The following is a 15,550-nucleotide window of genomic DNA, read 5'->3' as shown; positions in this document are numbered from 1 at the left end:
TCAGGCCGGTTCCTTCGCCGGCGGCCGCGGCGTCTGGTCGTCGTCGGAAATCGCCCGCCAGGCGGCGCCGTCGAGGTCCTCGTACTGACCGCTTTTCAGCGACCACAGGAACGCCGCCAGACCGAGCAGTCCCAGCATCAGCGCCAGCGGCACCAGAATCACCATTACTTCCATGACGCGCCCCCCAGGCGGACCCGACGGGCGCGCATCGCATTCAGCATCACCAGGATCGACGAGCCGGACATCGCCAGCGCCGCGATCAATGGCGTGGCGAGCCCCGCGATCGCGATCGGCACCGCGAGCACATTGTAGCCGATCGCCAGCGCCAGATTCTGCCGCATCACCGCCATCGCCTTGCGCGAATAATCGACCGCGGCCAGGACCGGAGCAAGTTCCTTGCCAAGGAACACCAGATCGGCGGTCGCCTGGCTGAGATGGGTGGCGCTGATCGGCGACATCGACACATGCGCGGCGGCGAGCGACGGCGCGTCGTTCATGCCGTCGCCGACCATCATCACCACGCGGCCCTGCGACTTCAGCGCCTCGATATGCGCGATCTTCTCGGCCGGAGTGACGCCGGCGCGCCAGGCGCTGACGCCGAGCGCATCGGCGGCATGCCGCACCGCCGGCTCGCGGTCGCCCGACAGCAATTCGACGCTGATGCCGCGATTGACCAGCGCGTCGATCGTCCGGGCAGCGTCCGGCCGCAGCAACTGCCGGACCGCGAACACCGTGTGCTGGCCGCCGCGGCTGAAGGCGACCACCGAGACTTCCGGATCGGCGCTGAGGATCGCATTGGCCTCGACATCGGCGCCGCAGAAGGCCGGGCTGCCGAGCCGCAGCTCCTCGCCCTCGAACAACGCGCGGACGCCGCGGCCGGGCTCCTCGGTGACGCCGGGAAGCGGCGCCTTGGCCTGCGCGGCGCGCGCCACCGCGGCCGCGACCGGATGATGGCTGGCGAGCGCGAGGCGGCCGGCGAGCTGGAAGACATCGTCGGGCACGCCGGCGCCGTTGACGACGTCGAGCTCAGGCAGCGTCAGCGTGCCGGTCTTGTCGAACACGATGGTGTCGACGGCGGCGGCGCGCTCGATCGCGTCGCCGGCATTGAGCAGCACGCCGGCGCGGAACATCGCGCCCGACGCCACGGTCTGCACCGCGGGGATCGCGAGCCCCAGCGCGCAGGGACAGGTGATGATCAGCACCGCGATGCCGATCACGATGGCGTCGTGCCAGCTTGCGCCGGCCAGCACCCAGCCGATCGTGGTGAGCAGCGCGGTGGCGTGCACCACCGGCGCATAGTATTGCGAGGCGCGATCGGCGAGCTGGACGTAGCGCGAGCGCGCCTGCAGCGCGTGGTCGAGCAGCCTCGTGATCTCGGCGAGCAGCGTGCCTTCGGCCGCCGCGGCGACGCGGACCCGCAGCGTGCCGGAGATGTTCAGCGTGCCGGCATAGACTTGGGTGCCGCGCTCGGCCTTCACATACAAAGTCTCGCCGGTGATCAGGCTCTGGTCGATCTCGGAACGGCCCTCGACGACGCTGCCGTCGACCGCGCAGCGCTCGCCCGGGCGCAGCAGCACGATGTCGCCGGCCCGCACCGCGGCGATCGGCACTTCGCTGATCTCGTCGGAGCCGACGAATTTGGTCGCGGTCTCGGCCTTCAGCGCGGCGAGATTGCCCGCCACCGCGCGGGTTCGCTGCCGCATCTTCTGGTCGAGAAAGCGCCCCGCCAGCAGGAAGGTGATCAGCATGATCGCGGCGTCGAAGTACGTGTGCTCGGCGTGGTGGATGGTCTCCACCAACGACATGCCGAGCGCCAGCACCACGCCGATCGTGATCGGCACGTCCATATTGACGCTCTTGGCCTTCAGCGCGCGCCAGGCCGACTGGAAGAACGGCTGGCCCGCATAGGCGGCGCAGGGCAGCACCACCAGCGCCGACAGCCAGTGGAAGAAATCACGCGCTTCGGGACTGAGATCGCCGCCGACCCACACCGGCACCGACAGCATCATCACGTTCATGGTCGCGAAGGCGGCGACGCCGAGACAGCGCAGCAGGAATTTGCTGCGCTCGGCCTCTTCGACCTCGGCGCGGACCGGCTCGTAGGGATAGGCCTTGTAGCCGAGCTCGGCCAGCCGGTCGATGAACAGCGCCGGCTCCAGCGCGCCCTTCTTCCACTCCACCGCGAGGCGGCGGTCGGTGAGGTTGACGCGCGCCAGCGTCACATCGGGAATCGCCGACAGGCCGCGCTCGATCTTGGCCATGCAGCCGGCGCAGCTCACGCCTTCGACCGCGAGGTCGAGATGCGCGATCTGCGGATCGACGTCCTTGACGTAGTGCGAGAAGTCCCGGGTCATCAACATCGGGCGACCTCTTGATCCTCGTCCGGACCCATCATCAGTTCAGCATCAGGCGGTTCTTGGACAGAAACATGCGATTGCCGTCCTGATCGCCCTCCAGCACCAGATCCCAGCGCCCCGGCGCGACGCCGTCGGCATCGCCCTGAAACACCCCGCTGTCGATCTCGGCGAGCACCAGTTCGTGGTCCCCGGCCTTGTCGGCCGGGCGCTCGAGCCGGCCGAAGAACTTCAGCCCAGACAGCGGCAGGCCGGTGCGGTCGCGCGCCTCGACCCGCAGCGTCGCACGGCCGTCGGGCCGGCGCTCGACCCTGGCGTCGACCTTCCAGCCGCGCTTTTCCTGATCGCGCGCCGCGGCGATCTCGTTTTCGTAAGCGAGGCTCGCGGCGTAGGCGCTGTCGACTTCGGTGCCCGGCAGCGTCTTGATCGCCAGCGTCATCATCAGTCCGTTGACGCCGAACACCACGCCGAAGAAGGCGATCAGCGAGACGAACACGACCCTGCCGGTGAGTTGCCGAGGCTTGGAGATTGGACGATTCATGGAACGGCTCCGGTGACGGTTCAGGGCTTGACGAAGACGTCCTTGGCGGATGCGACTTCGCCGAGGCCGATATCGGTGACGTGAAACTTCACGGGCGTCGACGGTGCGAGTTCGTCCTCTGAATACGGCCGGGAATCCACCAGCACGCGCAGTTCGGTGGTGGCGTCGCGGGCGAGAATGATCATCGGCCGGTCGGGCGTGATCGAATCCGCGCCGACGACGTGGATCACCGCGTTCGGCGGCCCGTCGACGTCGACCGCGACGACCCGGTCGAAGCCGCGCTTGTTGAGGAAGCGGATGGTGTAGCCGTTGCGGATCGAGCCGTCGCTGAGCCGCACCGCGACCGGATTGCGGTCGTGCAGCACGTTGAGGTCGAGCAGGCTGCGGTTCAGCAGCGCGTACAGCATGATCGCGCCGATGCCGGCGATCAGCGCCGAATACACCACGGTGCGGGCGCGCAGCGGCTTGAACACCTCCGGCTTGCCCTCCATCCGGCGATGGATGTTGATGTCGTTGTCGTAGCCGATTAGCCGGGTCGGGCGGCCGATCTTGGTCATGACGTTGTCGCAGGCGTCGATGCACAGGCCGCACTGGATGCAGTCGAGCTGCGGCCCGTTGCGGATGTCGATCCCGGTCGGGCACACCGCGACGCACTGGTTGCAGTCGACGCAGTCGCCGACCTGTTCGCCAAGCGCGCGCGCCTGCGCGGCCTTCTTCAGCGACGTGCGGGTCTCGCCGCGATCGTATTTGTAGGTGACGTTGAGGGCCCATTCGTCGGTCAGCGCCGCCTGGATCCGCGGCCACGGGCACATGTAGACGCAGACCTGCTCGCGCATGAAGCCGGCGAGGGTGTAGGTGGTGAAGGTGAGAATGCCGATCCAGATATAGGCGACCATCGGCGCCTGGAATGTGACCAGCTCCTTGATCAGCGTCGGCGCGTCGGCGAAATACAGCACCCAGGCGCCGCCGGTCCACCACGCGATCATCAGCCAGATCGAGTGCTTCAGCACCAGCTCGGCGCCGCGCTGCAGCGACCAGCCCTCCGCCGCCTTGCGCATCCGCTCGCGACGGTCGCCCTCGATCAGCCGCTCGACCGCGAAGAACAGATCGGTCCACACCGTCTGCGGACAGAGATAGCCGCACCACACCCGGCCGCCGAGCGCGTTCATCAGAAACAGCGTGATCGCCGCGACGATCAGCAGGCCGGTGAAGTAATAGATCTCCTGCGGCCACAATTCGATGAAGAAGAAGTAGAACCGGTTGTTCGCCAGATCGATCAGCACCGCCTGGTCGGGCGCGCCGAGACCGCGGTTCCAGCGCACGAACGGCAGGAAGTAGTAGATCCCGAGGCACACCGCCATCAGGATCCACTTGATGCGGCGGAACGAGCCCGACACGCGCTGCGGATAGATCTTCCTCCCGGCGGCGTAGAGCGGGCCTCCGTCGTCGTCCGGAACCAGATCGGTGTCGCGCAGGGGCTTGTTCATATCGGGGTTCTTCTTGGTTTCGTCGCCGCGCCGCGACTCCGCGGCCGGCGCGTCTGTCGATACTCGCGTGCCCCCCAACACGTCGAGGATCCCGTCCGGCGGACGGCGGCTATTTGCCGCCGCCGAGCGAGTGCACGTAGACCGCCATCGCCTTGATGGTGGCCGGATCGAGACGCTCGTTCCAGGCCGGCATCACGCCGCCGCGGCCGTTGGTCAGGGTGTCGATCAGAGTCGCCTCATCCGAGCCGTAGAGCCAGATCCGGTCGGTCAGATTGGGCGCGCCGAGTTCGGTATTACCCTTGGCTTCGTCGCCGTGACAGGACGAGCAGTTCTCCGCGAAGATCTGCTTGCCGGCTGCGAGATCGGTGCCAGGCCGGGTCGACAGACCGGACAACGACCGCACATAGTTCGCCACGGTGATGATCTGATCCTTTGTCAGAAGGCCGTCCTTGCCGAAAGAGGGCATATTGCCCAAGTGGGCATCGTCGTGGCCGGAGCGGGCGCCGTACAGGATGGTCTTCTCGATCTGCTCGAGGGTGCCGCCCCAGAGCCAGTCGTCGTCGTTGAGGTTGGGATAGCCCTTGGCGCCGGCGCCGCCGGAGCCGTGGCAGGCCGCGCAATTGTCGCCGAACACCACCTTGCCCTTGGCGCGCGCCAGGGCCAGCAGCGCCGGATTCTTCTCGATGTCGCCGAGCGGCGCCGCGGCGAGCGCCGCCATCTTGTCGCCGCGCACCACGTCGAGCTTGGCGAGGTCGACCGCCAGTTCGGCGCGCGAGGAGTAGTTGAAGAAGCCGGTGGTGTAACCGTTCACCAACGGCCAGGCCGGGTAGACCAGGAAGTAGCCGAGCGACCAGACGATGCAGGCATAGAAGGTCCAGATCCACCACCGCGGCAGCGGCGTGTTCAGTTCCTTGATGCCGTCCCATTCATGGCCGGTGGTGCTGGTGCCGGTGACCTTGTCGATCTCGGCGTGATGTGCGTGGTCAGCCATGGTCGTATCAATCCTCTCGCAGCGGCATGCGGGCGGCGTCGTCGAACGCCGCTTTGTTTTTCGGCCATAACGCGTAGGCCACGATGGCGAGGAAGATCACCACGAACAGCGGCGTCCACCACATGGTGACGAAGCTGGAGACGAAGTTCTCGACGGAGAGGATCGCTTTCATGGCCCGGCCTCAGCGCAAATTGGCTTTTTCATTGTAGAGCTTGAAGTCGACGAGCGTGCCGAGCATCTGCAGATAGGCGACCAGCGCGTCGAGTTCGGTCGGAGCGCCGTCCTGGCCGTCGAAATTGCGGACCACGGCCTTGGGATAGCGCTTCAGCAGGTCGGCTGCGCCGGCACTGTCGGGATCGACCTGGGTCTTGAGGTCTTCGGCCGCCTTGGCGACGTCTTCTTCGCTGTAGGGCACGCCGAGGGTGCGGTTGGTGCGCAGATGATCGGACAGGCTCGCACCGTCGACGGTGGTTTTGCCGAGGAACGCATAGGCCGGCATCACCGACTGCGGCACGATCGACCGCGGGTCCCTCAGATGCGCGACGTGCCAGTCGTCGGAATACTTGCCGCCGACCCGCGCCAGATCCGGACCGGTGCGCTTGGAGCCCCACTGGAACGGATGGTCGTACATGCTTTCGGCGGCGAGCGAGTAGTGGCCGTAGCGCTCGATCTCGTCGCGCAGCGGACGGATCATCTGCGAGTGGCAGAGATAGCAGCCCTCGCGGATGTAGATGTTGCGGCCGGCCAGTTCGAGCGGCGTATAGGGACGCATCCCGTCGACCTTCTCGATCGTGCTCTTGAGGTAGAACAGCGGCAGGATCTCGACCAGGCCGCCGATCGAGATCACGAGCAGAATGCCGACGATCAGGATGATCGAGTTCGTCTCGAAGATCTTGTGACGATTCCAGAAAGACATCGGTCGGTTCCTTACTCGGCGGCCTGCAGGGCGACGCGGGGCTGGGCCTCCGACGATTCGCCGACGCGAACCGTCATCCAGAGGTTGTAGGCCATGATCAGCGCGCCGATCAGGAACAGTCCGCCGCCCGCGGCGCGGATGGCATAGAAGGGATGCATCGCCTCGACGGATTCGATGAACGAATATTCGAGGAAGCCGAGCGAGGTGTAGGCACGCCACATCAGGCCCTGCAGGATCCCCGACACCCACATCGCCGAGATGTAGAGCACGATGCCGAGCGTCGCGATCCAGAAGTGCCAGTTCACCAGCCGGAGGCTGTAGAGCTCCTTGCGGCCCCAGATCCACGGCACCAGGCAGTACAGCGCGCCGAACGAGACGAAGCCGACCCAGCCGAGCGCGCCGGAGTGGACGTGACCGACGGTCCAGTCGGTGTAGTGGCTGAGCGAGTTGACGGCCTTGATCGCCATCATCGGGCCTTCGAAGGTCGACATGCCGTAGAACGCGACCGACACCACCATCATGCGGAGCACCGGGTCGGTGCGCAGCTTGTCCCAGGCGCCGGACAGCGTCATCAGGCCGTTGATCATGCCGCCCCAGGACGGCATCCACAGCATGATCGAGAACGTCATGCCGAGCGTCTGCGTCCAGTCCGGCAGCGCGGTGTAGTGCAGATGGTGCGGGCCGGCCCAGATGTACAGGAAGATCAGCGCCCAGAAGTGGATGATCGACAGCCGATAGGAATAGACCGGCCGCTCGGCGCGCTTCGGAATGAAGTAGTACATGATCGCGAGGAAGCCGGCGGTGAGGAAGAAGCCGACCGCGTTATGGCCGTACCACCACTGGAACATCGCGTCCTGCACGCCGGCCCAGGCGATGTAGGATTTCGAGCCGAGCAGCGAGACCGGCAGCGTCGGGTTGTTGCCGAGATGCAGCACCGCGATGGTCAGGATGAAGGCGAGGTAGAACCAGTTCGCGACGTAGATGTGCGGCTCTTTGCGCTTCATCAATGTCGCGACGAACACCAGCAGATAGGTCACCCAGACGATGGTCAGCCACAGGTCGGCGTACCATTCCGGTTCGGCGTATTCCTTGGATTGCGTCACGCCGAGCAGATAGCCGGTGCCGGCGATGACGATGAAGAAGTTGTAGCCGATCGCCACGAACCACGGAGCCAGATCGCCCGCGAGCCGCGCCCGCGTCGTCCGCTGCACCACGTAGAACGAGGTCGCCAGCAGCACGTTGCCGCCGAACGCGAACACAACCGCGGAGGTGTGCAGCGGCCGCAGCCGGCCGAAATTGACCCATTGGGCGACGTTGAGCCCCGGATAGGCCAGCTCCAGCGCGATGTAGAGGCCGACCGAGAAGCCGGCGATGCCCCAGAACATCGCCATAAAGGACAGAAACTTGATCGGGCCGAGATTGTAGTTCGGCACGCCGTTGATTTCCTGCGGCGGCACGCCGGTGCGGCGGCTGTAGCGGGTGATGATCGCGAAGACGGCCCAGGCGCTGACGGCAGCGCCGAGAGCGGCGTGGAAGGCGAACGGCGCATCCTTGGCGAAGATCGACGCGTAGATGCAAAGCACCGTGGTCAGCGTGAACACGAGCGTCAGACCACCCTCGCCGAAGGTGATCCGTTTGGTTGTGAGAGCTTGATTCATCTGATCAATCTTTTCTCGGCGGGGCAGTTGGTCGCACCAAACCTGGAAACCGGACAGGCCGTTTGATCGAAATCAAATTGCATAAATTTGCGGCACCGCTGGTCAGTCGCGGCCGTTGTCATTGAAACGCGTCAAATGTGCAAGATTCAAACAGCTTCGGAGCGTCGAACTCGGACGACTACGAGGCAATTTCATCGCGATTCTGGATGGCGCTAGACGAAAGGATGACGAGCTGGAATGCGAATGCGATCCATTCGCTTTTGTGAATAATGTTCGAGCCCGCTCGGGCCGACCGCCTCAGCCGCGCTGACCCTCGTAGGCTTTGAGGTGGGTGTAGATCACCCGCAGCCGGGCGACCGGCCGCTTGGCGGCGTCGCCGCGCGCGATCAGGTCGCCGATGACGTGGTCGGCCTCGATCCTGGCGCCGGCCTGGATGTCGCGAAACATCGAGGCGGTGAGGCTGGAGCCTTCCGCCAGCAGCGCGCCGCGGGCGCGTGCGAGGAACGCTTCGCGCGGGGGATGGCCCGCGACGGCGGCGATCGCCGAGATCTCGTCGACCACGCCGAGCATGAAATCCGCGCCGCCCGGCGCCGCCAGAATGGCGCCGACCGCCGCGCGCATCAGGCTGGTGGAGCCGGCGAGCGAAGCGAGAAACACCCACTTCTCCCACATCTCCTGCATGATCTCGGCGCTCGGGTTGACCTCGAAGGAGGAGCCGCCGAGCGTGCGCGCGATCGCGCCGACACGCTCCGAGACGCCGCCGTCGCGCTCGCCGAAGGTGATCGCGTTCATCGGTACGAGCTGCACGACATGGCGCTGCGCATCCAGCGTCGCCGCGATCACGCATTGGCCGCCGAGCACCCGCGCGCGGCCGAATGCTGTGTCGAGCACGTCGAGATGCTTCATTCCGTTGAGCAGCGGCAGCACCGCGGTCTGCGGCCCGACCCCGGCGGCGAACGAGGCGATGGCGTCGTCGAGATCGAACGCCTTGCAGCTCAGCAGCACCAGATCGTAGCCGGGCGCGAGGTCGGCCGCCTGCACCACCGGCGGGTTCGGGATGGTGAGGTCGCCATGCGGGCTCTTGATCACCAGCCCGTCGCGCGCCAGCTCCGCGGCGCGGCCCGGCCGCACCAGGAAGGTGACGTCGCGCCCGATCTGCAGCAGCCGTCCGCCGAAATAGCCGCCGATCGCACCGGCGCCGACGATCAGAATCCGCATTTTTCACTCCAGTTTCTGCTCAGGCCAGCGACAGCCGGAGGCTCGGCCGATCCGACATGTGCCGGCATTATCGTCGTCATGGCCGGGCTTGTCCCGGCCATCCACGTCTTCTTTCGGTCTTCGACCCGATTCGTGGATGCCCGGGACAAGCCCGGGCACGACGAACTCTCGCTACCACTTCTCCCCGAACGGGCGAATCTCCATCTCGAAGGTCCAGGCGCTTCTCGGCTGCTGATAGAGCTGCCAATAGGCGCCGGCGACCGAAGACGGCGGCATCAGGAGGTCGGGATTGTCGAGCGCCTCCTTGCCCCAGAGCTGCTCGCGGCGCTGCCGCACCCAGGCGGTGTCGACGCCGGAATCGATGATCAGATGCGCGACGTGGATGTTCTGCGGCATCAGTTCGCGCGCCATCGATTGCGCCACCGCGCGCAGCCCGAATTTGGCGCTGGCGAACGCCGCGAAACCCGAGCCGCCGCGGAGCGACGCGGTCGCGCCGGTGAAGAAGATGTTGCCCTGCCGGCGAGGCAGCATCAGCCGCGCCGATTCGCGGCCGGCGAGGAAGCCGGCCCAGCACGCCATTTCCCAGACCTTGCGAAACACCCGGTCGGTGGTCTCGAGAATCGGGAAATTGACGTTGGCGCCGACGTTGAAGATCGTCACTTCGAGCGGCGCATGGGCGTCGGCGGCGTCGAGAAACGCCGCGACCTCGTCCTCCTTGCGGGCATCGAGCGTGCGCGCCACGATGCGGCCGCCGGCCGCCTCGATCTCCCGCACCAGCGGCTCCAGCTTGGCGCCGTCGCGCCGGCCGGCGAACACAATGAAGCCTTCGGCGGCGAATTTCTTGGCAATCTCGGCGCCGATGTAATCGCCGGCGCCGATCACCGCGACGGTTGCGTTGCGTGGCGTCATGCTGGCGTCTCCGAATTGAACCGCGTTATGAGTTCGTCATGCCCGGGCTCGTCCCGGGCATCCACGATGACGCAACCGCTGCGCCCGTGTCCGTGGATGGCCGGGACGAGCCCGGCCATGACGGAAGTGTCGGGCGCTTTGAAATCGCGGACTCAGCCGTACATCTCCTCGACGTCGCGGAGTTGCTCCTTGCCGAAGAACATCTCGGCGCCGACGAAGAAGGTCGGCGAGCCGAACGCGCCGCGCGACACCGCGTCCTCGGTGTTGGCGATCAGCTTCGCCTTGACCTCCGGCTCCTGCGCGCGGGCGAACAGTTTTGCCGCATCGAGCCCCGACGACGCCAGCGCCTGGGCTGCGACCTGCGGATCGTCCATCTTCTTCGGCTCGACCCACATGTGGTGGAAGGCGGCCTCGACATAGGGCGCGAACACGCCCTCGAGCTGCGCCGCCACCGCCGCGCGCATCAGGTTCAGCGTGTTGACCGGAAAATTCGGATTCCACGCATAGGGCGCGACGTCGAAGCGCTTCAGGAAGCGCTCGGTCTCCAGCGCCATGAATTCGCGCTTGTTCTTGACGCCGGCCAGCGTCTCGGCCGGCGATCTGTTGTTGGTGGCCTTGAAGATGCCGCCGAGCAGCACCGGGACGTAGTCGAACTTGACGCCGATGCGCCGCTCGATCGCCGGGATCGCCCGGTGGCTGAGAAACGCGTTGGGACTACCGAAATCGAACAGGAATTGCGGGGCGGGCTGGGTCATGGTCTCTCCCGGTCGCGGCGCGTGCGGCGCGCCTTATATGATTATCGTCATGCCATCGCAGCCTAGCCGGTCGGCGGCGGGCAATCAACCGGCGCGCGGAGACGACCGGGCGGAATTCGTGCGGGCCGAGTTCTTCCGGGCGAGGCGCCGAAGCCCGCGGCCGGCCGGATCGGCTTCGGAACTGTTGATACCCGGGCTGGCACGAAGTCTGCTATGGGCGGGTGGCCACCCTGCGGCGGCGCGCCGTCGCGCAAAAACGGACATATCGAGACATGATCACCGTCCACCATCTCAACAATTCGCGTTCGCAACGGGTGCTGTGGCTGCTCGAGGAGCTCGGCCTGCCCTACGAGATCAAGCGCTATCAGCGCCAGCCCGACATGATGGCGCCGCAGGAACTGCGCGCCGTGCATCCGCTCGGCAAATCGCCGGTGATCACCGACAATGGCGCCACCATCGCCGAATCCGGCGCGATCGTCGAGTACCTCATCGACACCTATGGCGACGGCCGGCTGATCCCGCCGCCGAAGACGCCGGAGCGGCTGCGCTACACCTACTGGCTGCATTACGCCGAAGGCTCGGCGATGCCGCCGCTACTGCTGAAGCTGCTGTTCACCATGATGCCGCAGCGCGCGCCGGCGCTGCTGCGGCCGCTGGTAAAGCTGGTCGCCGGCGGCGCGCTGACCGGCTTCGTCGATCCGCAACTGAAGCAGCACATGGCGTTCTGGGACAGCGAGCTGGCGAACAGCGATTACTTCGCCGGCGCCGACTTCACCGCCGCCGACATCCAGATGAGCTTCCCGCTGGAAGCCGCCGCGTCCCGCGCCGGGCTCGACCAGACCTACCCGAACGCGCAAGCCTGGCTCGCCCGCATCCACGCGCGGCCTGCCTACAAACGCGCATTGGAGAAGGGCGGGCCGTACGAGATCGGCAAGGCGTAGGTAACAGGCTCCATAGCGTCGGACAGCCTCGCCTCAAGCAACGATCGCATACGCCGAGCACGGCAGCCCCCTCTCCCGCTTGCGGGAGAGGGCGGGGGTGAGGGCGCCCCAAGCACTGCGCTTGCGATCTAACCGATCTCTTTGAATCGAGACTCCATCGCTCGCGTCACCCTCACCCCAACCCTCTCCCGCACGCGGGAGAGGGAGTTCGCAGTGCTCGGGGCGCGCACGGCCTCATAGAATGCCCTACCCCTTCGCGCCCGGCAGCGAGGCGACGGAGACACCCGGCGGCGGAACGTCGTCGTCCGGGACGAAGAAATCCGACATCAACTGCACCGACGGATCGACCCGGTAGCGCTCGAAATCGGTCACGCCGGCTTCATACAGCACCTTGTCGTCGATGCAGAATTGGCCGGTGAAGTCGCGCGACGGCCGGGTCAGGATCGCATGCGCCGCGTCGCCCATGATTTCGGGCGTGCGGCTGGCGCGCATCATGGCGTCGCCGCCGAGCAGATTGCCGACCGCCGCGGTGGCGATGGTGGTGCGTGGCCACAGCGCATTCACCGCAACCCCCGCGCCCTTCAACTCACCCGACAGGCCCAGCACCACCATGCTCATGCCGAACTTGGCCATGGTGTAGGCGGTGGACGATGCGAACCACTTCGCCTTCATATCGAGCGGCGGCGACAGCATCAGGATGTGGGGGTTCTGCGCCTTCTTCAGATGCGGAATGCAATATTTCGACACCATGAAGGTGCCGCGGCTGTTGATCCCCATCATCAGGTCGTAGCGCTTCATGTCGGTCGCCTGCGAATTGGTCAGGCTGATCGCGGACGCGTTGTTGACGCAGATGTCGATGCCGCCGAACTCGGCCACCGTCCTGCCGATCGCGTCGATCACCTGCGCCTCGTCGCGGATGTCGCAGATCAGCGGCAGCGCCTGCCCGCCGGCGGCGCGGATCTCGTCGGCCGCGGTGTAGATCGTGCCCTGCAGCTTCGGATGCGGCTCGGCGGTCTTGGCGGCGATCGCAATATTCGCCCCGTCGCGCGCCGCCCGCAGCGCGATCGCCAGCCCGATGCCGCGGCTGGCCCCGGTGATGAACAGCGTCTTGCCCGCGAGTGACGACATGATTTTCCTCCCTTTGCGCCGACCAGCTTTCGTCCCTTGTAGCGCGGGACGCGATCGGATCGAAGCGGCTTCGGAGGAGGCGCTAATTCCGGTCTTCCGGCAGTACCGGCAGCGGGGCGACGTCGATGCCCTCCTCGATCAGCGCCTTGGCCTCGGCGGGCGAGGCCTCGCCGAAGATCGGGCGGTGCTCGATATCGCCGTAATGCATCTTGCGGGCTTCGTTGGGGAAGCGCTCGCCGACATTGTCGGCGGTCTTGACGATGTGGTCGCGCAATTCCTTGAGCTTGGCGCGCAGTTCGCGCTCCTGCGCCATCAGCAAAGGCGTCGCCGAATTCTCAGTCGCAGAATTGTCCGGCGGCGCCGCCTGCGCGTCGCTCGCGGCGGCCTCGTTGCTCACCGGCTCCGGCGCGCGGGCGCGGCCCTTCCGGCCGACGATCTGCGGCGCCATGATCGCCTTCTCGACCTTCACCGAGCCGCAGGAAGGGCACTCCACCAGCTTGCGCCGCACCTGCGAATCGTAAGCCGACGAGCTCTGGAACCAGCTCTCGAAGGCATGGCCACGATCGCACCGCAGCGTGTAGCGGATCATGTCTGCTCCCGCACGAGATGCAGATAGTCCGGGGCATTCCTGGCGTCGACCACCGTAAAACGGCGACCATGCTGCAGCGACGGGATCTTGCCGCGCGCCTTGCCGACCTCGGCCGGATCGATCCGCGCCATCACGAAGCCCGGATCGACGCCGCCTTCCGCCAGCACCACGCCCCACGGATCGATGATCAGCGAATGGCCGTAGGTCTCGCGCTTGTTCTCGTGCAGCCCGCCTTGCGCGGCGGCGAACACGAAGCAGCCGTTCTCGATGGCGCGGGCGCGCAGCAGCACGTGCCAATGCGCCTCGCCGGTCGGCCTGGTGAAAGCCGCCGGCACGGTGATGAACGACGCGCCGGCCTCGGCCAGCGCGCGGTACAGCGCCGGGAAGCGCACGTCGTAGCAGATCGTCAGCCCGATCCGGCCCCACGGCAGGTCGGAGATCACCGCGGTCTCGCCGGGCTGGTAGTTCGCCGATTCGCGATAGCTCTCGCCGTTGCCGAGATCGATGTCGAACATGTGGATCTTGTCGTAGCTCGCCAGAATCTGACCCGACGGGTCGATCAGGAACGAGCGGTTGACGGCGCGATCCGGGCTCGCGCGCAGCGCCAGCGAGCCGATATGCAGATGGATGTTCAGCTCGCGCGCGAGAGCCCGATAGGCCTTCAGCGAGGCGTCGCTGTTCTCGTCGGCGAGCTGTTCGAACAGCGCCTCGCGATTGAGCTGCATCATGTTGCTCACCTCGGGGGTGAGCACGTAGTCGGCGCCAGCCGCGGCCGCCTCGCGGATCAGCTTCGTCCCCTGTTCGAGGCTCGGCCCGGGCAACAGCCCGGTGCGCATCTGGATCAGTGCGGCGTTGAACGGCGCGGCTGCGGTCATGACGAGGCCTTCTCGCCGGACAGCAGCGCGTCGAGCTTGCCTTCGCGGTCGAGCGCATAGAGGTCATCGCAGCCGCCGACGTGATAGGCGCCGATGAAGATCTGCGGATAGGTCGCGCCGCGGCCGGCGCGCGCGTCCATCTTGGCCTGGAAACCCCGATCGACCGACACGTCGTATTCGGTGAAGGCGGCCTTCTTGCGGTTCAGCAGCGACTTGGCGGCGCTGCAATAGCCGCAGCCGGGGCGCGTGAAGATCTCGATCGCAGCGGACATCGCAGCTCCAAAGCTCGGCGGTGGCTCGGCGTGGTGAGCAAGATACGGATTATATGGGAGATTTCAGGGTGTCCACAACCCGGGCGAAGACCAGCACATCGACCGATTGCGCCCTCGCCCGCAGCAGCGCCCGGGCGCAGGCGTCGACCGTGGCGCCGGAGGTCAGCACGTCGTCGACCAATACGATTCGCCGGCCCTGCACCTCCGCCTTGCGGTCCGGCGGAACCTTGAACGCGCCCTGCACATTGGCGGCGCGCTCCGCCCGCGACAGCCCGATCTGATGCGCGGTCGGCCGGACCCGCTTCAACGCCTCGACCGCCACCGGCAATTGCGTCTGCTTGCTGATCGCCCGGGCCAGCGCGCCGGACTGGTTGTAGCGCCGGGAAAAGCCGCGCCGCCAGTGCAGCGGCACCGGGATCAACAGATCGGCATCGCGCAGCAGCGGCTCGCCGGCATGCGCCATCCACCGCCCCATGGTCGGCGCCAGATCGACGCCGTCATGGAACTTCAGCGCATGCACCAGCGTCTTGGCGACCTCGTCGTAGCGCACCGCGGCGCGGGCGCGCGCATAAGCCGGCGGGTCGGCGATCGCCTGCATCGACAGGATGCCGGGGCCGGGATCATAGACGAAGGGAATGCCGAGCTTCTCGCAATAAGGCGGCGCGATGAACGACAATTGCGACCAGCATTGCGGGCACAGCCCCTCGCCCGCGACCGGCTCGCGGCAGGCGACGCATAGCGTCGGCAGCGCGACGTCGAGCGCCAGATGCGCGGCGCGCGACCACAGCCGGCGAAGGCCGGCTGGTGATGAAAGCCGGCGCAGCGCGCCCATCACCCTGGAAACGCCGCTGCCGTCCGCTGTCGCATCTGAAGCCGTCATCGCCTCCGCCTGCATCGCGGAAGGCTAGCGCCGCCG

17 protein-coding genes are annotated in these 15,550 nt (G+C 66.6%); 1 reads left to right on the top strand and 16 read right to left on the bottom strand.

Translation table 11 applies throughout. The features are described 5' to 3' along the window. From ccoS to SR870_RS19910, 11 genes are all read right to left on the bottom strand, one after another. Complete coding sequence (gene ccoS, locus SR870_RS19960) at positions 1-174, bottom strand: cbb3-type cytochrome oxidase assembly protein CcoS (RefSeq protein ID WP_322515247.1); 174 nt, start codon at positions 172-174, stop codon at positions 1-3. Beyond that, positions 165-2,360, bottom strand: a complete 2,196-nt coding sequence (locus SR870_RS19955) for a heavy metal translocating P-type ATPase (RefSeq protein WP_322515246.1) — start codon at positions 2,358-2,360, stop codon at positions 165-167. The genes ccoS and SR870_RS19955 overlap by 10 nt, the downstream gene beginning before the upstream one ends. A gap of 34 nt (positions 2,361-2,394) precedes the next feature. After that, positions 2,395-2,895 carry a FixH family protein gene (locus SR870_RS19950; RefSeq protein WP_322515245.1) on the bottom strand — a complete coding sequence of 167 codons (501 nt, stop codon included), beginning with the start codon at positions 2,893-2,895 and terminating at the stop codon, positions 2,395-2,397. A gap of 20 nt (positions 2,896-2,915) precedes the next feature. After that, entirely contained in the window at positions 2,916-4,382 is a 1,467-nt protein-coding gene (ccoG, locus tag SR870_RS19945) for a cytochrome c oxidase accessory protein CcoG (protein WP_322515244.1), read from the bottom strand. 109 nt (positions 4,383-4,491) lie between these two features. Further along, a complete protein-coding gene (gene ccoP, locus SR870_RS19940; protein WP_322515243.1) occupies positions 4,492-5,373 on the bottom strand; it encodes a cytochrome-c oxidase, cbb3-type subunit III in 882 nt (293 codons plus the stop codon). A gap of 7 nt (positions 5,374-5,380) precedes the next feature. Beyond that, on the bottom strand, positions 5,381-5,545 hold the full coding sequence (locus tag SR870_RS19935; RefSeq protein WP_322515242.1) for a cbb3-type cytochrome c oxidase subunit 3: 165 nt from the start codon (positions 5,543-5,545) through the stop codon (positions 5,381-5,383). A gap of 9 nt (positions 5,546-5,554) precedes the next feature. After that, positions 5,555-6,289 carry a cytochrome-c oxidase, cbb3-type subunit II gene (ccoO, locus tag SR870_RS19930; RefSeq protein WP_011438918.1) on the bottom strand — a complete coding sequence of 245 codons (735 nt, stop codon included), beginning with the start codon at positions 6,287-6,289 and terminating at the stop codon, positions 5,555-5,557. An 11-nt stretch (positions 6,290-6,300) separates the two neighbouring features. Next, positions 6,301-7,947 (bottom strand): cytochrome-c oxidase, cbb3-type subunit I, encoded by a 1,647-nt coding sequence (gene ccoN / locus SR870_RS19925; protein WP_322515241.1) that lies wholly within the window; start codon positions 7,945-7,947, stop codon positions 6,301-6,303. A 297-nt stretch (positions 7,948-8,244) separates the two neighbouring features. Next, a complete protein-coding gene (panE, locus tag SR870_RS19920; protein WP_322515240.1) occupies positions 8,245-9,165 on the bottom strand; it encodes a 2-dehydropantoate 2-reductase in 921 nt (306 codons plus the stop codon). Positions 9,166-9,336: 171 nt separating this feature from the next. Next, entirely contained in the window at positions 9,337-10,074 is a 738-nt protein-coding gene (locus tag SR870_RS19915) for an SDR family oxidoreductase (RefSeq protein WP_322515239.1), read from the bottom strand. A gap of 152 nt (positions 10,075-10,226) precedes the next feature. Further along, positions 10,227-10,829, bottom strand: coding sequence for a 2-hydroxychromene-2-carboxylate isomerase (locus SR870_RS19910; RefSeq protein WP_322515238.1), 603 nt, complete (start codon positions 10,827-10,829; stop codon positions 10,227-10,229). A 272-nt stretch (positions 10,830-11,101) separates the two neighbouring features. On the opposite strand from SR870_RS19910, the gene SR870_RS19905 reads away from it, so the two are divergent. Further along, complete coding sequence (locus SR870_RS19905) at positions 11,102-11,770, top strand: glutathione S-transferase (protein WP_322515237.1); 669 nt, start codon at positions 11,102-11,104, stop codon at positions 11,768-11,770. Positions 11,771-12,016: 246 nt separating this feature from the next. Here SR870_RS19905 and SR870_RS19900 read toward each other — a convergent pair whose 3' ends face one another. The 5 genes from SR870_RS19900 to SR870_RS19880 all read right to left on the bottom strand — a co-directional run bounded on the left by SR870_RS19900 (position 12,017) and on the right by SR870_RS19880 (position 15,466). Further along, complete coding sequence (locus SR870_RS19900; protein WP_322515236.1) at positions 12,017-12,898, bottom strand: NAD(P)-dependent oxidoreductase; 882 nt, start codon at positions 12,896-12,898, stop codon at positions 12,017-12,019. Positions 12,899-12,980: 82 nt separating this feature from the next. Further along, on the bottom strand, positions 12,981-13,487 hold the full coding sequence (locus SR870_RS19895; RefSeq protein ID WP_322515235.1) for a DUF1178 family protein: 507 nt from the start codon (positions 13,485-13,487) through the stop codon (positions 12,981-12,983). Further along, positions 13,484-14,362 (bottom strand): carbon-nitrogen hydrolase family protein, encoded by an 879-nt coding sequence (locus tag SR870_RS19890; RefSeq protein ID WP_322515234.1) that lies wholly within the window; start codon positions 14,360-14,362, stop codon positions 13,484-13,486. Before SR870_RS19890 ends, SR870_RS19895 begins: the two co-directional genes overlap by 4 nt. Next, the gene (gene grxC / locus SR870_RS19885) at positions 14,359-14,634 is read right to left on the bottom strand and encodes a glutaredoxin 3 (RefSeq protein WP_322515233.1); all 276 of its coding nucleotides are present in this window, start codon (positions 14,632-14,634) and stop codon (positions 14,359-14,361) included. Before grxC ends, SR870_RS19890 begins: the two co-directional genes overlap by 4 nt. Before the next feature lie 49 nt (positions 14,635-14,683). Continuing rightward, positions 14,684-15,466 (bottom strand): ComF family protein, encoded by a 783-nt coding sequence (locus SR870_RS19880; protein ID WP_322518324.1) that lies wholly within the window; start codon positions 15,464-15,466, stop codon positions 14,684-14,686. Positions 15,467-15,550: the final 84 nt, after the last annotated feature.

The organism is Rhodopseudomonas palustris, assembly GCF_034479375.1.
In the GTDB taxonomy this organism is placed as follows: Bacteria; Pseudomonadota; Alphaproteobacteria; order Rhizobiales; family Xanthobacteraceae; genus Rhodopseudomonas; species Rhodopseudomonas palustris_M.
This window is presented reverse-complemented; position numbering and strand designations above follow the sequence as displayed.

Coding starts and splice junctions, on each gene's coding strand:
- ccoS (WP_322515247.1), bottom strand. CDS start 174: ATGGAAGTAATGGTGATTCTGGTGCCGCTGGCGCTGATGCTGGGACTG.
- SR870_RS19955 (WP_322515246.1), bottom strand. CDS start 2,360: ATGTTGATGACCCGGGACTTCTCGCACTACGTCAAGGACGTCGATCCG.
- SR870_RS19950 (WP_322515245.1), bottom strand. CDS start 2,895: ATGAATCGTCCAATCTCCAAGCCTCGGCAACTCACCGGCAGGGTCGTG.
- ccoG (WP_322515244.1), bottom strand. CDS start 4,382: ATGAACAAGCCCCTGCGCGACACCGATCTGGTTCCGGACGACGACGGA.
- ccoP (WP_322515243.1), bottom strand. CDS start 5,373: ATGGCTGACCACGCACATCACGCCGAGATCGACAAGGTCACCGGCACC.
- SR870_RS19935 (WP_322515242.1), bottom strand. CDS start 5,545: ATGAAAGCGATCCTCTCCGTCGAGAACTTCGTCTCCAGCTTCGTCACC.
- ccoO (WP_011438918.1), bottom strand. CDS start 6,289: ATGTCTTTCTGGAATCGTCACAAGATCTTCGAGACGAACTCGATCATC.
- ccoN (WP_322515241.1), bottom strand. CDS start 7,947: ATGAATCAAGCTCTCACAACCAAACGGATCACCTTCGGCGAGGGTGGT.
- panE (WP_322515240.1), bottom strand. CDS start 9,165: ATGCGGATTCTGATCGTCGGCGCCGGTGCGATCGGCGGCTATTTCGGC.
- SR870_RS19915 (WP_322515239.1), bottom strand. CDS start 10,074: ATGACGCCACGCAACGCAACCGTCGCGGTGATCGGCGCCGGCGATTAC.
- SR870_RS19910 (WP_322515238.1), bottom strand. CDS start 10,829: ATGACCCAGCCCGCCCCGCAATTCCTGTTCGATTTCGGTAGTCCCAAC.
- SR870_RS19905 (WP_322515237.1), top strand. CDS start 11,102: ATGATCACCGTCCACCATCTCAACAATTCGCGTTCGCAACGGGTGCTG.
- SR870_RS19900 (WP_322515236.1), bottom strand. CDS start 12,898: ATGTCGTCACTCGCGGGCAAGACGCTGTTCATCACCGGGGCCAGCCGC.
- SR870_RS19895 (WP_322515235.1), bottom strand. CDS start 13,487: ATGATCCGCTACACGCTGCGGTGCGATCGTGGCCATGCCTTCGAGAGC.
- SR870_RS19890 (WP_322515234.1), bottom strand. CDS start 14,362: ATGACCGCAGCCGCGCCGTTCAACGCCGCACTGATCCAGATGCGCACC.
- grxC (WP_322515233.1), bottom strand. CDS start 14,634: ATGTCCGCTGCGATCGAGATCTTCACGCGCCCCGGCTGCGGCTATTGC.
- SR870_RS19880 (WP_322518324.1), bottom strand. CDS start 15,466: ATGGGCGCGCTGCGCCGGCTTTCATCACCAGCCGGCCTTCGCCGGCTG.